Origin of the sequence: Burkholderia stabilis, assembly GCF_001742165.1 — a bacterium.
GTDB classification, from domain to species: Bacteria; Pseudomonadota; Gammaproteobacteria; order Burkholderiales; family Burkholderiaceae; genus Burkholderia; species Burkholderia stabilis.
The window spans coordinates 712,599-728,232 of record NZ_CP016443.1 but is presented as its reverse complement, the minus strand read 5'-3'; the positions used below and the strand labels follow the sequence as shown (position 1 = coordinate 728,232).

General features: G+C 66.4%; 18 protein-coding genes. 10 read left to right on the top strand and 8 right to left on the bottom strand.

The features are described from left to right. Positions 1-138: 138 nt before the first annotated feature. The 5 genes from BBJ41_RS21320 to BBJ41_RS21300 all read left to right on the top strand — a co-directional run bounded on the left by BBJ41_RS21320 (position 139) and on the right by BBJ41_RS21300 (position 4,095). Positions 139-975, top strand: a complete 837-nt coding sequence (locus tag BBJ41_RS21320) for an alpha/beta fold hydrolase (protein WP_069748307.1) — start codon at positions 139-141, stop codon at positions 973-975. 63 nt (positions 976-1,038) lie between these two features. Next, entirely contained in the window at positions 1,039-1,827 is a 789-nt protein-coding gene (locus BBJ41_RS21315; RefSeq protein ID WP_069748306.1) for an SDR family NAD(P)-dependent oxidoreductase, read from the top strand. A gap of 38 nt (positions 1,828-1,865) precedes the next feature. Then, positions 1,866-2,615 (top strand): electron transfer flavoprotein subunit beta/FixA family protein, encoded by a 750-nt coding sequence (locus BBJ41_RS21310; RefSeq protein WP_069748305.1) that lies wholly within the window; start codon positions 1,866-1,868, stop codon positions 2,613-2,615. Between the two features lie 16 nt (positions 2,616-2,631). Beyond that, positions 2,632-3,564 carry an electron transfer flavoprotein subunit alpha/FixB family protein gene (locus BBJ41_RS21305; RefSeq protein WP_069748304.1) on the top strand — a complete coding sequence of 311 codons (933 nt, stop codon included), beginning with the start codon at positions 2,632-2,634 and terminating at the stop codon, positions 3,562-3,564. 3 nt (positions 3,565-3,567) lie between these two features. Further along, the gene (locus BBJ41_RS21300) at positions 3,568-4,095 is read left to right on the top strand and encodes an acyltransferase (protein ID WP_069748303.1); all 528 of its coding nucleotides are present in this window, start codon (positions 3,568-3,570) and stop codon (positions 4,093-4,095) included. Between the two features lie 21 nt (positions 4,096-4,116). Here BBJ41_RS21300 and BBJ41_RS21295 read toward each other — a convergent pair whose 3' ends face one another. Then, on the bottom strand, positions 4,117-4,533 hold the full coding sequence (locus BBJ41_RS21295) for a hypothetical protein (protein WP_069748302.1): 417 nt from the start codon (positions 4,531-4,533) through the stop codon (positions 4,117-4,119). A gap of 134 nt (positions 4,534-4,667) precedes the next feature. Here BBJ41_RS21295 and BBJ41_RS21290 point away from each other — a divergent pair, with 134 nt between their 5' ends. Beyond that, on the top strand, positions 4,668-4,919 hold the full coding sequence (locus BBJ41_RS21290) for a hypothetical protein (RefSeq protein WP_069748301.1): 252 nt from the start codon (positions 4,668-4,670) through the stop codon (positions 4,917-4,919). Positions 4,920-5,028: 109 nt separating this feature from the next. Here BBJ41_RS21290 and BBJ41_RS21285 read toward each other — a convergent pair whose 3' ends face one another. The 3 genes from BBJ41_RS21285 to BBJ41_RS21275 all read right to left on the bottom strand — a co-directional run bounded on the left by BBJ41_RS21285 (position 5,029) and on the right by BBJ41_RS21275 (position 8,928). Next, positions 5,029-6,105, bottom strand: a complete 1,077-nt coding sequence (locus BBJ41_RS21285) for a porin (RefSeq protein ID WP_069750304.1) — start codon at positions 6,103-6,105, stop codon at positions 5,029-5,031. Between the two features lie 156 nt (positions 6,106-6,261). Then, positions 6,262-6,972 (bottom strand): YczE/YyaS/YitT family protein, encoded by a 711-nt coding sequence (locus tag BBJ41_RS21280; RefSeq protein WP_069748300.1) that lies wholly within the window; start codon positions 6,970-6,972, stop codon positions 6,262-6,264. A 183-nt stretch (positions 6,973-7,155) separates the two neighbouring features. Beyond that, positions 7,156-8,928 carry an adenine deaminase C-terminal domain-containing protein gene (locus BBJ41_RS21275; RefSeq protein WP_236872119.1) on the bottom strand — a complete coding sequence of 591 codons (1,773 nt, stop codon included), beginning with the start codon at positions 8,926-8,928 and terminating at the stop codon, positions 7,156-7,158. Positions 8,929-9,143: 215 nt separating this feature from the next. Here BBJ41_RS21275 and BBJ41_RS21270 point away from each other — a divergent pair, with 215 nt between their 5' ends. The 3 genes from BBJ41_RS21270 to BBJ41_RS21260 all read left to right on the top strand — a co-directional run bounded on the left by BBJ41_RS21270 (position 9,144) and on the right by BBJ41_RS21260 (position 12,205). Then, positions 9,144-10,046: a LysR family transcriptional regulator gene (locus tag BBJ41_RS21270; protein WP_069748298.1), complete on the top strand. Its 903-nt coding sequence runs from the start codon at positions 9,144-9,146 to the stop codon at positions 10,044-10,046. Positions 10,047-10,153: 107 nt separating this feature from the next. Beyond that, entirely contained in the window at positions 10,154-10,453 is a 300-nt protein-coding gene (locus BBJ41_RS21265; protein WP_069748297.1) for a hypothetical protein, read from the top strand. A 288-nt stretch (positions 10,454-10,741) separates the two neighbouring features. After that, positions 10,742-12,205: a collagen-like triple helix repeat-containing protein gene (locus BBJ41_RS21260; RefSeq protein WP_069748296.1), complete on the top strand. Its 1,464-nt coding sequence runs from the start codon at positions 10,742-10,744 to the stop codon at positions 12,203-12,205. Positions 12,206-12,347: 142 nt separating this feature from the next. Here BBJ41_RS21260 and BBJ41_RS21255 read toward each other — a convergent pair whose 3' ends face one another. Further along, on the bottom strand, positions 12,348-12,809 hold the full coding sequence (locus BBJ41_RS21255; RefSeq protein ID WP_069748295.1) for an Lrp/AsnC family transcriptional regulator: 462 nt from the start codon (positions 12,807-12,809) through the stop codon (positions 12,348-12,350). A 116-nt stretch (positions 12,810-12,925) separates the two neighbouring features. Here BBJ41_RS21255 and BBJ41_RS21250 point away from each other — a divergent pair, with 116 nt between their 5' ends. Continuing rightward, complete coding sequence (locus tag BBJ41_RS21250; RefSeq protein WP_069748294.1) at positions 12,926-13,558, top strand: LysE family translocator; 633 nt, start codon at positions 12,926-12,928, stop codon at positions 13,556-13,558. On the opposite strand, the gene BBJ41_RS21245 is transcribed toward BBJ41_RS21250, so the two are convergent. From BBJ41_RS21245 to BBJ41_RS21235, 3 genes are read right to left on the bottom strand one after another with little or no spacing between them, the layout of a single operon-like run. Continuing rightward, positions 13,555-13,974 (bottom strand): DUF6331 family protein, encoded by a 420-nt coding sequence (locus tag BBJ41_RS21245; protein ID WP_069748293.1) that lies wholly within the window; start codon positions 13,972-13,974, stop codon positions 13,555-13,557. The two genes, BBJ41_RS21250 and BBJ41_RS21245, sit on opposite strands and share 4 nt — an antisense overlap. 19 nt (positions 13,975-13,993) lie before the next feature. Beyond that, positions 13,994-14,989, bottom strand: coding sequence for an alpha/beta hydrolase (locus BBJ41_RS21240; protein ID WP_069748292.1), 996 nt, complete (start codon positions 14,987-14,989; stop codon positions 13,994-13,996). A 52-nt stretch (positions 14,990-15,041) separates the two neighbouring features. Then, on the bottom strand, positions 15,042-15,614 hold the full coding sequence (locus tag BBJ41_RS21235) for a TetR/AcrR family transcriptional regulator (protein ID WP_069748291.1): 573 nt from the start codon (positions 15,612-15,614) through the stop codon (positions 15,042-15,044). Positions 15,615-15,634: the final 20 nt, after the last annotated feature.

Genomic DNA, 15,634 nt, shown 5'->3' with positions numbered 1-15,634 from the left:
CGTCAGCCTCCGTTTCGGTGGGCCGATGATAGGAAGAAGCGCGCGCGGCTTCGTAGTCTGAAAGGATGATGCCGGCCGGCGCCGGCGGCGCAATCATCGTGGCAAGCACCCATCGACAGACGAAGGAGACAACCCGCGATGACGATCCCCACGACGCCGCCGGCCGGCATCTTCACCGACGTACCGGGCGGCCTGCGCCTGCACCATTACGAGGCGGGCGAGGGCCGGCCGGTGGTGTTCATCCACGGCAGCGGGCCGGGCGCCAGCGGTTTCAGCAACTTCAAGCACAACGTCCCGGCGTTCGCGGCGGCCGGTTATCGCGCGATCGTGGTCGACCTGCCCGGCTACGGGCAGTCGTCGAAGCCGTCCGACGTCGCCTATACGCTCGATTTCTTCGTCGGCGCGCTGCATGCGCAACTGGCCGCGCTCGGGATCGGGCCGGCGGTGCTGCTCGGCAACTCGCTCGGCGGCGCGATCGCGCTGAAATATGCGCTCGACTATCCGGATGAAGTCGACGGGCTGATCATGATGGCGCCGGGCGGCGTCGAGGATCGCGAAACCTACTTCCGGATGGAAGGGATTCAGCGGATGGTGAAGCTGTTCACCAATCGCCAGATGAATGACGACACGATGCGCGAACTGCTCACGCTGCTCGTGCACGACCCGGCGATCGTCACCGATGCGCTGGTGGCCGAGCGGATGAAAGTGTGCGTCGAGCAGCCGACCGAAGTGCTGTCGACGATGAGCGTGCCGAACCTGACCGACGCGCTCGGCGATCTGCGCAGCCCGGTGCTCGGTTTCTGGGGTACGGGCGACCGCTTCAACCCGGTCGGCGGCGCGCTGAAATTCCTCGAACGCTGCCGCGACGCGCGTTTCGTGCTGATGAACCGGTGCGGCCACTGGGTGATGGTGGAGCACGCCGATTATTTCAATCGGGAATGCCTCGATTTTCTTGCGGCGCGGAATACGCGATAACGCCGGATGCCCTTCAAGGCCGCTCCGCACGCGGGTGGCCATGTCTGAATACACGGAGACAAGATGAAACTGATCGAAGAACTGTTCGACCTGCGCGGCAAGGTGGCCGCGATCACCGGCGGCGCGCGCGGCATCGGCGCGGAAACGGCGCGTGTGCTGGCTGCCGCCGGCGCGAGCGTCGCGATCCTCGACGTGCTGTCGCAGCCGGCGGAAGCGCTGGTCGAGGAAATCCGCGCGCAGGGCGGCCAGGCCGCGTTCTGGTCGCTCGACGTGACGCAGGAAGCCGACGTGTCGCGCGTGTTCGCCGACGTCGTTGCGCGCTTCGGCCGTCTCGACGTGCTCGTGAACAATGCGGGCATCGAAGGGCACAACGTGCCGACCCACGAGCTCACGCTCGCGCAATGGCAGCGCGTGCAGGACGTGAACGTCAACGGCGTGTTCCTGTGCACGCGCGCGGCGATTCCGCACATCGACGCAGCCGGCGGCGGATCGATCGTGAACCTGTCGTCGATGTACGGGATCGTCGGCGGTCCCGACGTGCCCGCCTATCACGCGTCGAAGGCCGCGGTGCGGATGATGGCGAAGGTCGACGCGATGCTGTACGCGGCGAAGAACATCCGCGCGAACTCCGTGCACCCGGGCTACATCCGGACGCCGATGCTCGAGGAAGCGTTCCGCCAGATGGGTCAGGACCCCGACAACGTGTTCGGTTATCTGCAGACGCACGTGCCGATGGCGAAGATCGGCAGCCCGCGCGACATCGCCGCCGGCATCCTGTATCTCGTGTCGCCGGCCGGCCGTTACGTGACCGGCGCGGAGCTCGTGATCGACGGCGGGTATACCGCGCGCTGACGCAACGCGGCGCGCGCAACGGAACAGGAGACAAGCAGTTGAAAGTGCTCGTGGCAGTGAAACGCGTGGTCGACGCGAACGTGAAGGTCGGTGTCAGATCCGACTGGACCGGCGTCGATATCGCGAACGTGAAGATGTCGATGAACCCGTTCGACGAGATCGCGGTGGAAGAGGCCGTGCGGTTGAAGGAGGCCGGTGTCGCGACCGAGGTGGTCGCGGTATCGGTCGGCGTCGCGCAGGCGCAGGAAACGCTGCGCACGGCGCTCGCGATCGGCGCGGATCGCGCGATCCTCGTCGAATCGCCTGACGGCGTCGAGCCGCTGGGCGTCGCGAAGGTGCTGAAGGCGCTGGTCGACAGGGAACAGCCGCAGCTGGTGATCCTCGGCAAGCAGGCGATCGACGACGATTCGAACCAGACCGGGCAGATGCTCGCCGCGCTCGCGGGTCTGCCGCAAGCGACGTTCGCGTCGAAGGTGGTGATTGCCGAGGGGCACGCAACGGTTGCACGCGAAGTCGACGGTGGCTCGGAAACGCTGTCGCTTCGACTGCCTGCCGTCGTCACGACGGACCTGCGCCTGAACGAGCCGCGCTACGTGACGCTGCCGAACATCATGAAGGCGAAGAAAAAGCCGCTGGAAATCGTGAAGCCCGAAGACCTGGGCGCGGACGTGACGCCGCGCCTGAAGGTGCTCAAGGTGAACGAGCCGCCGAAGCGCGCTGCCGGCGTGAAGGTGCCGGACGTGCAGACGCTGATCGGGAAGCTGAAGACCGAAGCCAAGGTGCTGTAACAGGGAACGCAAGGACATGACGATTCTGGTAATAGCGGAGCACGACAACGCGTCGATCAAGGCTGCGACGCTGAATGCGGTGGCGGCGGCGCAGAAGATCGGCGGCGAGGTTCACGTGCTGGTCGCGGGCCACGGCGCGCAAGGCGCGGCCGACGCAGCAGCGAAAATCGCGGGTGTGTCGAAAGTGCTGCTGGCCGACGCGCCGCAGCTCGAAGCGGGCCTGGCTGAAAACGTCGAGGCGACGGCGATGACCGTCGCGAAGAACTACTCGCACATCCTCGCGCCGGCCACGGCATCCGGGAAGAACATCGCGCCGCGCATCGCCGCGAAGCTGGATGTCGCGCAGATCTCCGAGATCACGGCCGTGGTTTCGGCCGATACGTTCGAACGCCCGATCTACGCGGGCAACGCGATCGCGACGGTGCAGTCGGGCGATTCGGTCAAGGTCATCACGGTGCGCGCGACGGGCTTCGATCCGGTCGCAGCCGTTGGCGGCAGCGCAGCGATTGAAAAGATCGAAGCGGCGCCGGATGCAGGCGTGTCGCAATTCGTGAGCCGTGAAGTGACGAAGCTGGATCGCCCGGAACTCACCAGCGCGAGCATCATCGTGTCGGGCGGGCGTGGCCTCGGCAGCGGCGAAAACTACACGAAGGTGCTGGAGCCGCTGGCCGACAAGCTGCATGCCGCGCTCGGCGCATCGCGTGCAGCTGTCGACGCGGGCTACGTGCCCAACGATTACCAGGTGGGTCAGACCGGCAAGATCGTCGCGCCGCAGCTGTACATCGCGGTGGGCATCTCGGGCGCGATCCAGCATCTGGCCGGCATGAAGGATTCGAAGGTGATCGTCGCGATCAACAAGGACCTGGAAGCGCCGATCTTCAGCGTGGCCGATTACGGCGTCGTCGGCGATCTGTTCACGCTCGTGCCGGAAGCGGCCGCGGCGCTCTGACCGATGCCGCTGTTCGAGTTCAACGGAATGCGCCCGCGCGTCGATCCGTCCGCGTATGTCGACCCGAGCGCGGTCGTGATCGGCGACGTGACGATCGGCGCGCGCTGCTACATCGGCCCGCATGCGAGCCTGCGCGGCGACTTCGGCGCGATCGTCGTCGAGGAGGGCAGCAACGTGCAGGACGGCTGCGTGCTGCATGTCGGGATCGGCGAGACGTGCCGGCTCGGCGTCAACAGCCACATCGGCCACGGCGCGATCGTGCATGGCGCGACGCTCGAGCCCGACACGATGATCGGGATGAACGCGGTCGTGATGGACGGCGCGACGATCGGCGCAACGACGATCGTCGCCGCATGCGCGTTCGTGAAGGCCGGTTACGACGTGCCGCGCGGCGTGCTGCTCGCGGGCATGCCGGGGCGCGTCGTGCGGCGGCTGAGCGACGCGGAGATCGACGCGAAGGCGAACGGCACGCGGATTTATCAGCAGCTTGCGGCGGATTGTTTGAGGACGATCAGGCCGATCGACGGGTGAGCGGGGGGCGGAGGCCGCCCGTCAATCATCGCGTCCCGCGCCTGGCTTGAGCGCGCGAAACCCTTCGGCCGTCGACGCAAAGCGCGCAAACCCGAGCGCCGACAAGTCCTGCCGAAGGCGCTCCGAAAACGGCGTGCCGTAGACTTCCAGAATCGCGTAACCGCCGTGATGGGATCTCTCGTTGTGATGTTCGTCCACGGCATCGAGTATGCCGGCACACCAGCTTTCACGATCGTCGCCGTCACGCAGGAACGTGGTCACGCTCCCTTCGGCGGCCTGCCCGGTCGGCGCAGGTAACGCATGCCGGATCCGGGCGGCCACGGCATCGTTCACCGCGCTCGTCACGACCCACGTATGCGATGCGACGGCGGCGATGTCGCGAATCCGCTCGCCGCTGTCGGGATCGACGATCAGTGCGACCGTGTTCTGCTTCGTCATGGGCACTCCCCGTTGTCGTTGCGATGTTGACAGTCGATTATGCGTGCCGGTCAATCGGGACGATACCGGATCAATTGCGTCGCCCGCCATCGTTGGCTTAAGATCGGCAGGTTCATCCCACGCCTTCAGCGCCAATGAAAAAGAGCATACGCCTGCGGGTCGCCGTCATTGCTTCCGCCTTCGCCGTCTTCAACGTCTACATGCATGTGCAGCAGCTCATCAGCGGCTGCGTCTGGGTCAGGGGCCATCAGCGCTGCAGTTTCGAAAACAGTGCGAATTTCGAGAGCTGGATGGATCTCGACCTGATGGTCACGTGTTGCTGGGTCGCCGCCGCCTTGGTGGGCTGGTTCGCCGTGGCCCGGCCGGAGAAGCAACAGGATTCGTGACCGACGTACGTCGCGAAAAAAACGACGCTGTCAATGCGTGACAACGATCATCTGCGCAGCGCGATGACGCCATCGCGCACTGCCCGGACGGGCAGTGCAACCGGCACCGTCAGAACCGCGTCCGGATCCCCGCGCCGTAGGTGCAACCGCTCGACAGGTTCGACACGTGGTCGTACAGATACCCGGCATACACGTCGGTGCGCTTCGACAGCGGATAGTCGTAGCTGATCGACGCCGTGCTGCGCGCCTGGTCGAGCGCGCTGTTGTCGCGCGAATACGCATACGACGCGAGTATCCGGCCGATGCCGACCGGGATTGTCACGCCGCCCTGCAGCATGTTCACGTGGAAATTGCCGCCCGCCAGCGTGTTGCCGAGGTACGTGTATTCGCCGTACAGCTTCACGATGCGCAAGTCGTACGACGCGCCGAGCTGCGCGGCCGTCTGGCTCCTGAAGCCCTTCAGCAGCTTGCCGAGGTCACCCGGCGCGGAACTGAAGTTCAGGTACTGATAGACGGCCCCGATCGCGAGCGCGCCGCGCACGAACTGCGCCTGCGCCGCGAATTTCTTCGCGCCGTTCTCGCCCGCCTGGTTGCCGAGCGCGTACATCGCCGCGCCGCTCAGGCCGCTGAAATCCGGCGTCGAATACTGGATCGCGTTGCTCCATGACGTGCCACCCGGAATGCCTTGGTCGGTGGGAAAGCCGGGGTAGGTGCCGAGGCTCGAGTAAAGCTGGACGATCGTCGGCGAAAACGTGAACGACGCGTAGAACGGATTGAATTTCGCCGATTGCAGGTAGAGCAGGCTGCTTTGCCGCCCGAGTGCGAGTGCGCCGTACGGCGACGCGATGCCGACGTACGCATTGCGGGAAAAGGTCGGGTCGCCGTCGAACGAGCCGAAGCGGCCGTTCTGCGGGCGGAAGAAGCCTTCGATCGCGAACACGGCCTTGTAGCCGTCGCCGAGATCCTCCTGGCCGCCGAAGCCCCAGAACGACGTCGACAGCCCGCCGCCGCCCTGTTGCGCGGCGCCCGGGTTGCCGGGAACGCGCTGGTAGCCGGCCCATGCGTCGACGATGCCGTACAGCTGCACGGACGATTGCGCGTGCGCGGAAGCGCCGGCCGCCAGCGCGGCGACGGGGGCGGCAAGGCGGAAGATCAGGTTCAGCGTGGCGATGCAAACACGTTTCATCAGCATGATGGGTTCTCTTCACTCTTTCCGATGGCGAGCGCAAGCCGGCGCCGCGCAGGACGCGCCGGTGCCGGGATGCAGTGCGGGAGAAAACGCGGAACGCGCGCGAGCGGGCGCCGGCGGCAGCGCCGCGACACCGGCTGCGACGTATGCGCGCTAGTTGGGCCGGTGTTCGAGCGAGCGCCGCTGCAGCGACGCCGTCACGCCCCTGGCTTTCCTGAACAGGAAGAAGTAGAGCTTGATGTACTGCCCGACCAGGATCGCGTTCATGAACGTGCCTTCGCGGATGAACTCGGGCTTGCCGAGGAACGTGAGGCCGATCGCCGCGCTGACGAGCAGCAGCGTGCAGTCGAAGCTCGTCTTGATGTCGCCCCAGCGCCATCCGGTGCGCTCGAAGATCGCATTGACGAACATGTCGATCGGCATCAGCACGAGGTTCGCGCGGATCATCAGGAACAGGCCGAACGCGAGCAGCGCATCCGCGAACGCGAGCAGGCCCAGTTTTGGCAGGTAGTCCTGGAAGCCGATCGAGCGCGTCAGCATCAGGTTCAGGTCGAGGCAGCTCGCGAGCACGAAGGCCGGAATCAGCGACGCGAAGTGTTTCGCCCGGAAGTCCTTGCGCAGGACCAGAAACGTCAGGAACAGCATGAACAGCTCGAGCATGAAGTTGTACGTGCCCTGGCTCAGCGGCCGGTAGACGAGCGTCATCGTCCGGGTCAGGCTGCTTTGCGGCGAGATGCCGATGCCCGCGCGAATCGCGAAACTGATGCCGAGCGTGAGGATGTAGATACCGACGACATAGGTGATCCAGCGCCGTGTGAGGCTGCCGGTATCGATGACTTCCGCTTCCCTTGCATGGTGCGCCATGGTGGTCCCTTGGTTGTCTTCGTGTTGCCGCGCGTGTCGGGGCGCCGGGTTGGCGGCGGCGCGATGCGCTGTCGTGAGGAATGCACGAAGGTATACCGGGCGAAGGCGCCGGTGCCATCCGCGATTCCCATAGCCGGCGGGGCCCGTGGGCGCCCGCCGGTCGTCTCCTCCTGCGGGCCTGCGTCAGGCCATGAAGCCGAAGCGGTCGAGCGAGATGAACAGCGTCAGCAGCTTGTTCACCACGGGTTCGCCCTCATTGCGGTTGCCCATCGCTTCCAGTGCGCCGTCGATCGAGCGGGTCGCGCCGAGCAGGTCGGACAGGCTCATGTTCGCCATCACGCCGTAGATGTCGAGCGGCAGCACGGCCTTGACCGCGTGGTCGTCGGTGACGACGCAGCCGCCCACCTGCGAATCGACCTGCTTCAGGCAGTGGCACATCTCCGCGCTGTCGTGCCCGACCACGACGAAGTACGCCTTCGGCGCCGGCCAGAACGTCGCCACCGCGCCACGCTCGATCGACACGCCCTTGAACAGCCCGTTGACCACGTGGCGCTTGCCGTTCGCGTAACGCTGCACGACCGAGATGCGATTGAGCGTGACGCCCGCCACCTCCGGTACGACCTTGCCGTCGCGCAACGGCACCCACACTTCCTGGAAGAACTTCTCGTGGCCGCGGCCGTACACGTCGAACAGGTAGACCTTCGCCTGCGTGCCGTCCTCGGACACCTCGATCGGTACGAGATCCAGTTGCGCGGGTGTCAGGTCGCCGAGGCCGGGCACCGGTTTCTTCACCATCCCCGAATAATCGACGTCGGCCTGCTTGAGCAGCTTGCGGTCGCGGGCGACCAGCTCGCCGTCCTTGAACACGTAGCGCGGGTTGATCTTCGACAGGCTGTCGGTCAGCACGATATCGGCGAAGCGGCCCGGGGTCAGCGAACCGAAGCGGTTGTCCATCCGGAACGCGCGCGCCGTGTAGAGCGTCGCCATCTTGATCGCCTGGATCGGATCGATGCCCATCTCGGCGCACAGCGACACGATCCAGTCCATGTGGCCCTTGGTCAGCAGGCGGTCGACCGAGATGTTGTCCGCGCACAGCTGGAAGTTTTCCGACGGCCATTTCCGCTTGACGATCGCGCGCAGCATGATCTTGATCACCTCGGGGCTGCCGACGCCGAACTTGATCTGCGTCTGCAGCCCGTAGCGCACGCTTTTCTCGATGTCGTCCTCTTTCCACACGTCGTGGTTCGCGAACGCGCCGATCGCCGGCATGTAGTTCAGCATCATGTCCGACAGCGCCGTCACGCCCCAGTGCGTGTTCATGAAGCCGCCTTTCGCGCGGCCGAGCGCCGATTTGCGGAAGTCGTCGTCGTTGCCCACGCTGTAGGTCAGGTGCGCGAGTTCGCCGAGGCCGATCACCGGGTCCATCTTCAGCAGCGCATCGGTCACGTCGACCGACGTCTTCTTGCCCGGCGCGAACGCGAACACGCGATACGGCAGGCGCTCGTGATCGCGGAACAACTGCTCGGTGGCCGGCACGGCCTCGGGGCCGGCCGCGCTGACGAAATCGAGGCATTCGGAAAAGATCGTCGTCGTGCCGCACGGCACGATGGCCTCGGCGAACGCGGCCGGGTGCGCCAGTTGCGCATCGAAGTGAATGTGCGCGTCGATCAGCCCGGGAATCGCGTAGAGCCCTTCGCCGTCGAACACCTGGCGCACCTTGATCGCGGTTTCGTCCGGGTTCAGCGCGACGATGCGCTTGTCGAACACGAGAATCGAGCCCTGGTAGACCGTCTCGCTGTGCACGTCGAGGATGTTCAGATTCTTCAGCAGGAGATCGGCTTCCTTCTTCCCGTTGAGAATGTCGAAAATCGCGCGCACCTGATCGTAGTGGGCCGCGACCTGGTCGCGTTGTGCGGTTGCGCCGCCTGCCGTTCTCTCGCTGACTTCTTGGTACATGACTTGTCTCGCTTTCATCGGTTGGTTTGAACCTGCTTTTTGCGGCGCACCAAACGCGGCCGCCGCAACGTGCGCGAGCGGGCCGGGTGGTGCCGCCGGCCAGCGAACGCGACAGGGACAATGAAAACCGAAGTCCCCGTTTCTAAAAAGCAGCGTTTTTTGCGCGGAGCGTGCGCTTTTCGAGTACGCTACGCCGACCCAGGAGGCCGGCGAACATGCTCCATTCACGATTGCTGCGTTACATCGACGAGGTCGCGCGATGCGGCTCGATCCGCGCGGCCGGCGAGAAGCTTCACGTCGCGCCGTCCGCGATCAACAAGCACGTGCTGCTGCTGGAGGAGGAGATCGGCGAGCCGCTGTTCGAGCGCCTGCCGCGCGGGCTGCGGCTGACGCCGGCCGGCGAGATCCTGCTGGCGCACGTGCGCAGGACGATGTCGGAATACCGGCAGGTCGAGGCCGAGATCCGCAACCTCAACACGCTGCAGAAGGGGGAGGTCATCATCGCGACCGTGACGGGCCTCGCCAGCGGGATCGCGTCCACCGCGGCCGCGAATTTCTGCGCGCAGCATCCGCACATCAAGATTTCGATTCGCGTGATGTTCGTGCGCGAGATCGTCGATGCGCTCGCCAACGGCGAAGCCGATCTCGGCCTCGGCTTCAACCTGCCGCCGTCGCCGCAGCTCGAAAGCCTGTGGGAAATGGATACGAGTCTCGGCGCGGTGATTTCGCCGCAGCACGCGCTCGCGCGCATGGAGTCGATCCCGCTCGCTTACTGCGCGTCGTATCCGCTGATCTTCGCCGACCGCTCGATGCTGATGCACGGCATCGTCGCCGATACGTTCGAGGAAGCGGGCATCGACGTCGAGCCGCTGTTTCGCACCAATTCGATCGAGACGATGAAGCGGCTGGCCGCCGCGAGCGAAAGCATCGCGTTCCTGAGCAAGTTCGATATCGCGGAGGAGTACCGCCAGGAGAGCCTGACTTACCGGCCGATCCGCGATCGCGCGTTCAGCCGGAACGTGCTGTCGCTCGTGCGCCGCGAAAAACACGGGCGGGGGCTCGCGAGCCTGCTGCTGGCGGAGGAGATCATGGCGATCCTGGGTGAAATGAGCAGTTGAGCGCGGCTTGCGCGAACGGATGGCCTTGGTTGTCTGCCGTTGTGTTTTCGCCTTGCGTGCCCGGATAATGATCCGGCGTCGCGCGCGATGCGCGAGGGGAGACTCCCATGCAATTTCCGACGGGTTCGGTGGTCGCGCTCAGTTCGGCAGCCGCGACGATGTTTTCGCTGGGCATGCTGTTTCTCGGCTACTGGGGCTGGCATGAACCGTTGCCCTGGCGGTTCGGCGACTACGTCGTGATCCTGCCCGCGCTCGCGGGTTTCGCGTGCCTCGCGAGCGTGCCGTTTCTCGCGACATCGCCGATGAAGACACCCGACGACGAGTCGCGGATGTTCGTCGCGCGGCGCGTGTTTCTGTGCGGCGCGGGTGCGGTGTGGTGTGCGATCGTCGCGTCGCTGCTCGTGTGAGGTTCGGCGCTGACGATCGCGCATCCGCGACGCGCCGGGAGCGCCGATGCGGGGTGCGGTCGTTTTTTGCTGCAAGTGCTACGTAACGCGCGGCCGGTGTTACGTCGGCGCGGCCGGGACACAAGGGCCGATCGCGCTGCCGGGCGGGCTTCGCATGCGATGCGTCATGCCGGGAAGGGCCTCCGGCATGGTCGCTGCGCGATGATGGAGAATTGTTAACGAGGATGGTGAAATGGCACGGTAGATGCTTGCAGGAATGATTGCGCTGAATAGCTGACGGGGGCTTCCATGCAAAATCATTTCATCAAGACGAACGTTGCGCTCGCCGCCATTGCCGCGGCATGTGCACTGGCTGCGTGCGGTGGCAGTGACATGTCCGCGCCGACGCCGCCTGGCAACACCATCGGAACGAGTACGAGCGGGACGAGTGGCAGCAGTGGCACAAGCGGTTCGAGCGGCACGAGCAGCAGCGGCACAAGCGGTTCGAGTGGCACGAGCAGCAGTGGCACGAGCAGCAGTGGCACGAGCAGCAGCGGCACGAGCAGCAGCGGCACGAGCAGCAGCGGCACGAGCAGCAGTGGCACGAGCAGCAGCGGCACAAGCAGCAGCGGTACAAGCAGCAGTGGCACGAGCAGCAGCGGTACAAGCAGCAGCGGCACGAGCAGCAGCGGCACGAGCAGCAGTGGCACAAGCAGCAGCGGCACGAGCAGCAGTGGCACGAGCAGCAGTGGCACAAGCAGCAGTGGCACAAGCAGCAGCGGCACGAGCAGCAGTGGCACGAGCAGCAGTGGCACGAGCAGCAGCGGCACGAGCAGCAGCGGCACGAGCAGCAGCGGCACCAGCGGCACCAGCGGCACGCCGGGCACGAACGGCATCATCAGTTCCGTCGGCGGGGTCGTCATGGCCGCGGGCGCCACGATCTCCGGCGTGAGCCCTCCGGGCGGCGTCAAGGGCGTGACCACCGGGCTCGGCAACACGGTCACCGGCGCCGGCACGATCATCCGCGACACGTCGAACGCCGTGAGCAACGGCATCGGCCAGATCGGCCTCACGACGAACCCTGTCGGTACGACCGTGGCCGGCCTCGGCAGCATCGTCGGTTCGACGAGCAACCCGGTCGCCGGCCTCAGCGAGACGGTGAAGGCGCTCGGCGCCGGCCCGCTCGCGCCGCTGGCGCCGATCACGGGGCCGGTCGGCGGTCTGCTCGACACGGTCGCCAACGGTCTGCATGGCGCAGGCACGACGCTCGGCTCGGCCCTGTCGTCGGGCCCGGTACAGCAGACGACCCAGGCGATCAGCACCGCAATCACGCCGCTCGTGACGACGGTCGGCCAGCTCACGCAGCAGGTCGGCACGGCGACGGGCCTCGGGCAGCCGGTCTCGGGCCTGCTCGGGCAGGTCGGCGGCGCGATCACGTCGGCCGGATGGAAGGTGACGTCCACGTCGCCGCAGCCGCTCGTCGGCGCTGTCGGCGGGCTCGTCCGCGCCGTCGGCAACACGGTGACCAACGTGGGCGGTCTCGTGAACCCGAACGGCGCGAATGGCGCGGTGCCGATTTCCGGATTGGTGACGAGCGTCGTCGGTGGTATTCCGGCAACCGTCGTGAACGGTCCCGGAGCCGGCACGAGCGGCGGGTCGACGTCGGGCGGCACGAGCAATCCGCTTGCGCCCGTCACGTCGCTGCTGGGCAACCTGCTCGGCGGCTTGGGCGGCGTAACGGGAGGCGTAACGGGCGGCGCGGCCGGCAAGTAGCGGTCTTGACCGATCGTCCCGCCGGGCAGCCGGCCGGACGATCGCCAACGGCGGCCGGATGGAGTTGCCTGCCGGATCGAACCGGCAGGCGGCGGTTACGCCGGCAACGGCGGCGATTCGACGGCCGCCCGACGTCAACGTGTTACCCGCGGCTCCCGTCGAGCTTCGACGGCGGCCGCGCCATCCCGCGCGCCGGCAGCGGCGTCGACATCACGATCGACGTGCGCGTTTCGCCGTACAGGTTGATGCGTTCGATCAGCTGTTCGAGATGGGTCATGCTGGTGGCGACGAAGCGCATCACGTAGGAATCCGCGCCCGTCACGTGATGACATTCGACGACTTCGGGAATCGTCTCCAGCAACTTGAGGAATTTGGCTTTCGCCGGTTGGGGCACCGTGATGCCGATCAGCGCGCTCACCGGATAACCGGCCGCGGCCGGATTGATCCGCGCCGTGTAGCCCTCGACGACGCCGGCCGCTTCCAGGCGCTTCACGCGCTCCGTGACCGCCGGCACCGACAGGTGAACCTGGCGCGCCAGCTCCGTATAGCTGACGCGGCCGTTGTCCTGCAGCAGCGCCAGTACCTTCCAGTCCAGTTCGTCCATCGCGGCGGGATTTTTTAAGGCGGAGTAGTCATTTTTCCTTAAAAACCGCATTCAGCGATGACGGGACTTTCCCTACGATGCCTGTTCCACCCGTTGCATGTCGCAAGGAGCAGGCGATGTTGTTCATCAAATCCGTCGTGATGGGGCTGTCGATCGCGGTGCCGGTCGGCCCGATCGGCATGTTGTGCATTCAGCGCAGCCTGAGCCGCGGTTTCCAGGCCGGGTTCGCGACGGGCATCGGCGCCGCGTGCGCCGACGCGATCTACGGCCTGCTCGGCGCGCTGGGCATCGCGGGTATCGTCACGGCGTTCCCGATGCTGACCGTCGGCCTGAAGATCGGCGGTGGCGCGTTCCTCGTGTGGCTGGCCTGGACCATCGCACGCCAGGCGCCGGCCGCGTCGGCGATGCAACGCGAGTTGCCGCGCACGACGGTGCTGCGCGATTTCCTGACGACGTTCGGCCTCACGCTGTCGAACCCGATGACGATCCTGTCGTTCGTCGGGATTTTCGCGGCGCTCGGCCCGCTGACGGGCGCGCGGGAAGGCGCGATGTGGCCGTCCGTGTCGCTGATGGTCGCCGGCGTGTTCATTGGTTCCGCGACCTGGTGGCTGTGCCTGAGCAGCGCGAGCGCCGCGCTGCGCACGAAGATGTCGTTCGCGTTCATGCACGGGTTGTCGCGCGTGTCGGCCGTCGTCATCGCGGCGTTCGGCGCGATTCAGCTGGCTGCGGGCGTGCGCGGCGTCATCTAGGCGCGCGGTGCGTCACGCTGCGGCCGGATGTCGTCGACAACCGTCCGCAGATGCGCCAGCAATTCCTGCATCACGGTTTTCCGAAGGTAGTGGTTCATGCGCGTGCTGACGACGATATCGGACGGCAGCGCGTCGATCGAACGCTGAGCCGACAGCAGATCGTCGGCAAGCCGAACCAGCGCATCGCGATGCCACGCGCTCAGCGCAACCGCGATGTCGTCCGGCCAGAAGCCGAACGCGTCGATGCCGCAGCATCCGGCGACGCATTCCGTTTCCAGCGCATCGATCAACGGCATGAGCGCCGCCAGATGCGGATCGATCTCGATCGCTTGCCCGTGGCCGCCCGCCAGGTCGCCAAATGCGATCCAGCGATCCTGGCCGATACGGATGTCGTCCTTGTGCGGCTTCTCGTTCATCGTTCGATGCGCTCCGGGTTCAGTTCAATGCCCGCAAATGCGCGCGCACGAAGCCTGCGATTTCCCGGCCCAGCTCCCTGTCCTCCGGCGCGCCCATGAAGCCGCCATGCGGCATCCCTTCGAACACGTGAAGCTCGGTCGGCACCTGCGCGCGCCGCAACGCGCGATGCAGGCGCACCGCGTTCGACAGGAACAGGTCGCGCGTGCCGCTCTGGATGAACGTCGGCGGAAAACCGGCGGCGAAATCGCCGAACAGCGGCGACAGGTAAGGATGCGCGAGATCGGCGCCGTTCGCGTAGAGCAGGTTGTTCGGCATCAGCGACCCCGGCAGCACGACATCGACGAGCCGGTTGGTCTCGAAGCTGTCACCGGATTCGGTGAGATCGGCCTCGGGCGACAGCAGCACCAGTGCGGCCGGCAGCGGCAAGCCTTCGTCGCGGGCGCGCAGCACCATCGCGGCGGCGAGATTGCCGCCGGCCGAGCGGCCGCTGATGACGATGTTCTCCGGCGCGTAGCGTTCCAGCACGTGCGAATAGGCCGCGATGCAATCGTCGAGCGCGGCCGGATACGGATGCTCGGGCGGCAGGCGATAGTCGACGCCGTAGCATCGAATGCCGAGCCGGTCGGCCTGCATCTGCGCGCCGGCGCGGCACGCGGCGCCGCCGCCCAGGACCAGCGCGCCGCCATGCAGGTCGATGACCGCGCATTCGCCGGAAATCGCATCGGCGGGCGTCGCGACGTGGATGTCGGCGTGGCCGGCCCGGATCGTCTCGACGCTCGAGCGCAGATACCCGCCGAGCTGCTCGATGGCCGCCGCGTAATGCGCATCGGCCGCGGCTTTCACGCGCATCCACGCATCGTGATCGTCCGGCGGTGGCATCACGTGCAACGCATTCAGCGGCACGCCGTCGTCGCCGACCAGTCGCCGCAGCGCGTCTCGCGCTTCGTCGCTGATCGACGCGGGAAAGGGGACGACCCGGCTCGGTACGGCGACGCCGTCAGGTTTGTCTTTCATCGAATGGTTTCCGTTCGGCCCGTCACGGCGTATTCCGGTGCAGCACGGCCCGTCATGCGGCCGACGGCCAGTGGCGCAGCATCACGTCCAGCGCGTCGAGACTGCGCGACCACGACGCGTCGGAATCCGGCGCGCTGTGCGAGAAACCGCCCGCGCTTTCCAGCGTCACGTAGCCCATGAAGAAACCGCCGAGCAGGCGAATCGCATGCGCCTGTTCGGCGTCGGGAATCGCGTAGCCGCGCAGCATGGCCGCGGTCATCCTGACGAGCCGGCCGCCCGCGCTCTCGGCGGCGCGTTCCGCGCTCACCGGATGCCGCGCGGCCGCAAAGCGGCCGGGATGCTCGCGCGCATAGTCGCGATAGACGTTCGCGAGTGCGGCCAGCGCGTCCTTGCCGGTGCGGCCGGCCAGTGCGTCGGTCGCGCGGTCGGCCAGCTCCTGCAGCGCGAACAGCGCGATACGGCTCTTGAGGTCGTCGAAACTCGGGATATGGGAATACAGGCTGGCGAGCTTCACGTCGAAGTGCCGCGCGAGCGCCGCGCCGGTGAGCTGCTCGAAGCCGGTTTCATCGGCGAGCTGCGCGCCGGCTTCGACGAGCCTGTCTACGGTAATGCCGGCACGCGCCATGACGGATGCTATTGAGGTTA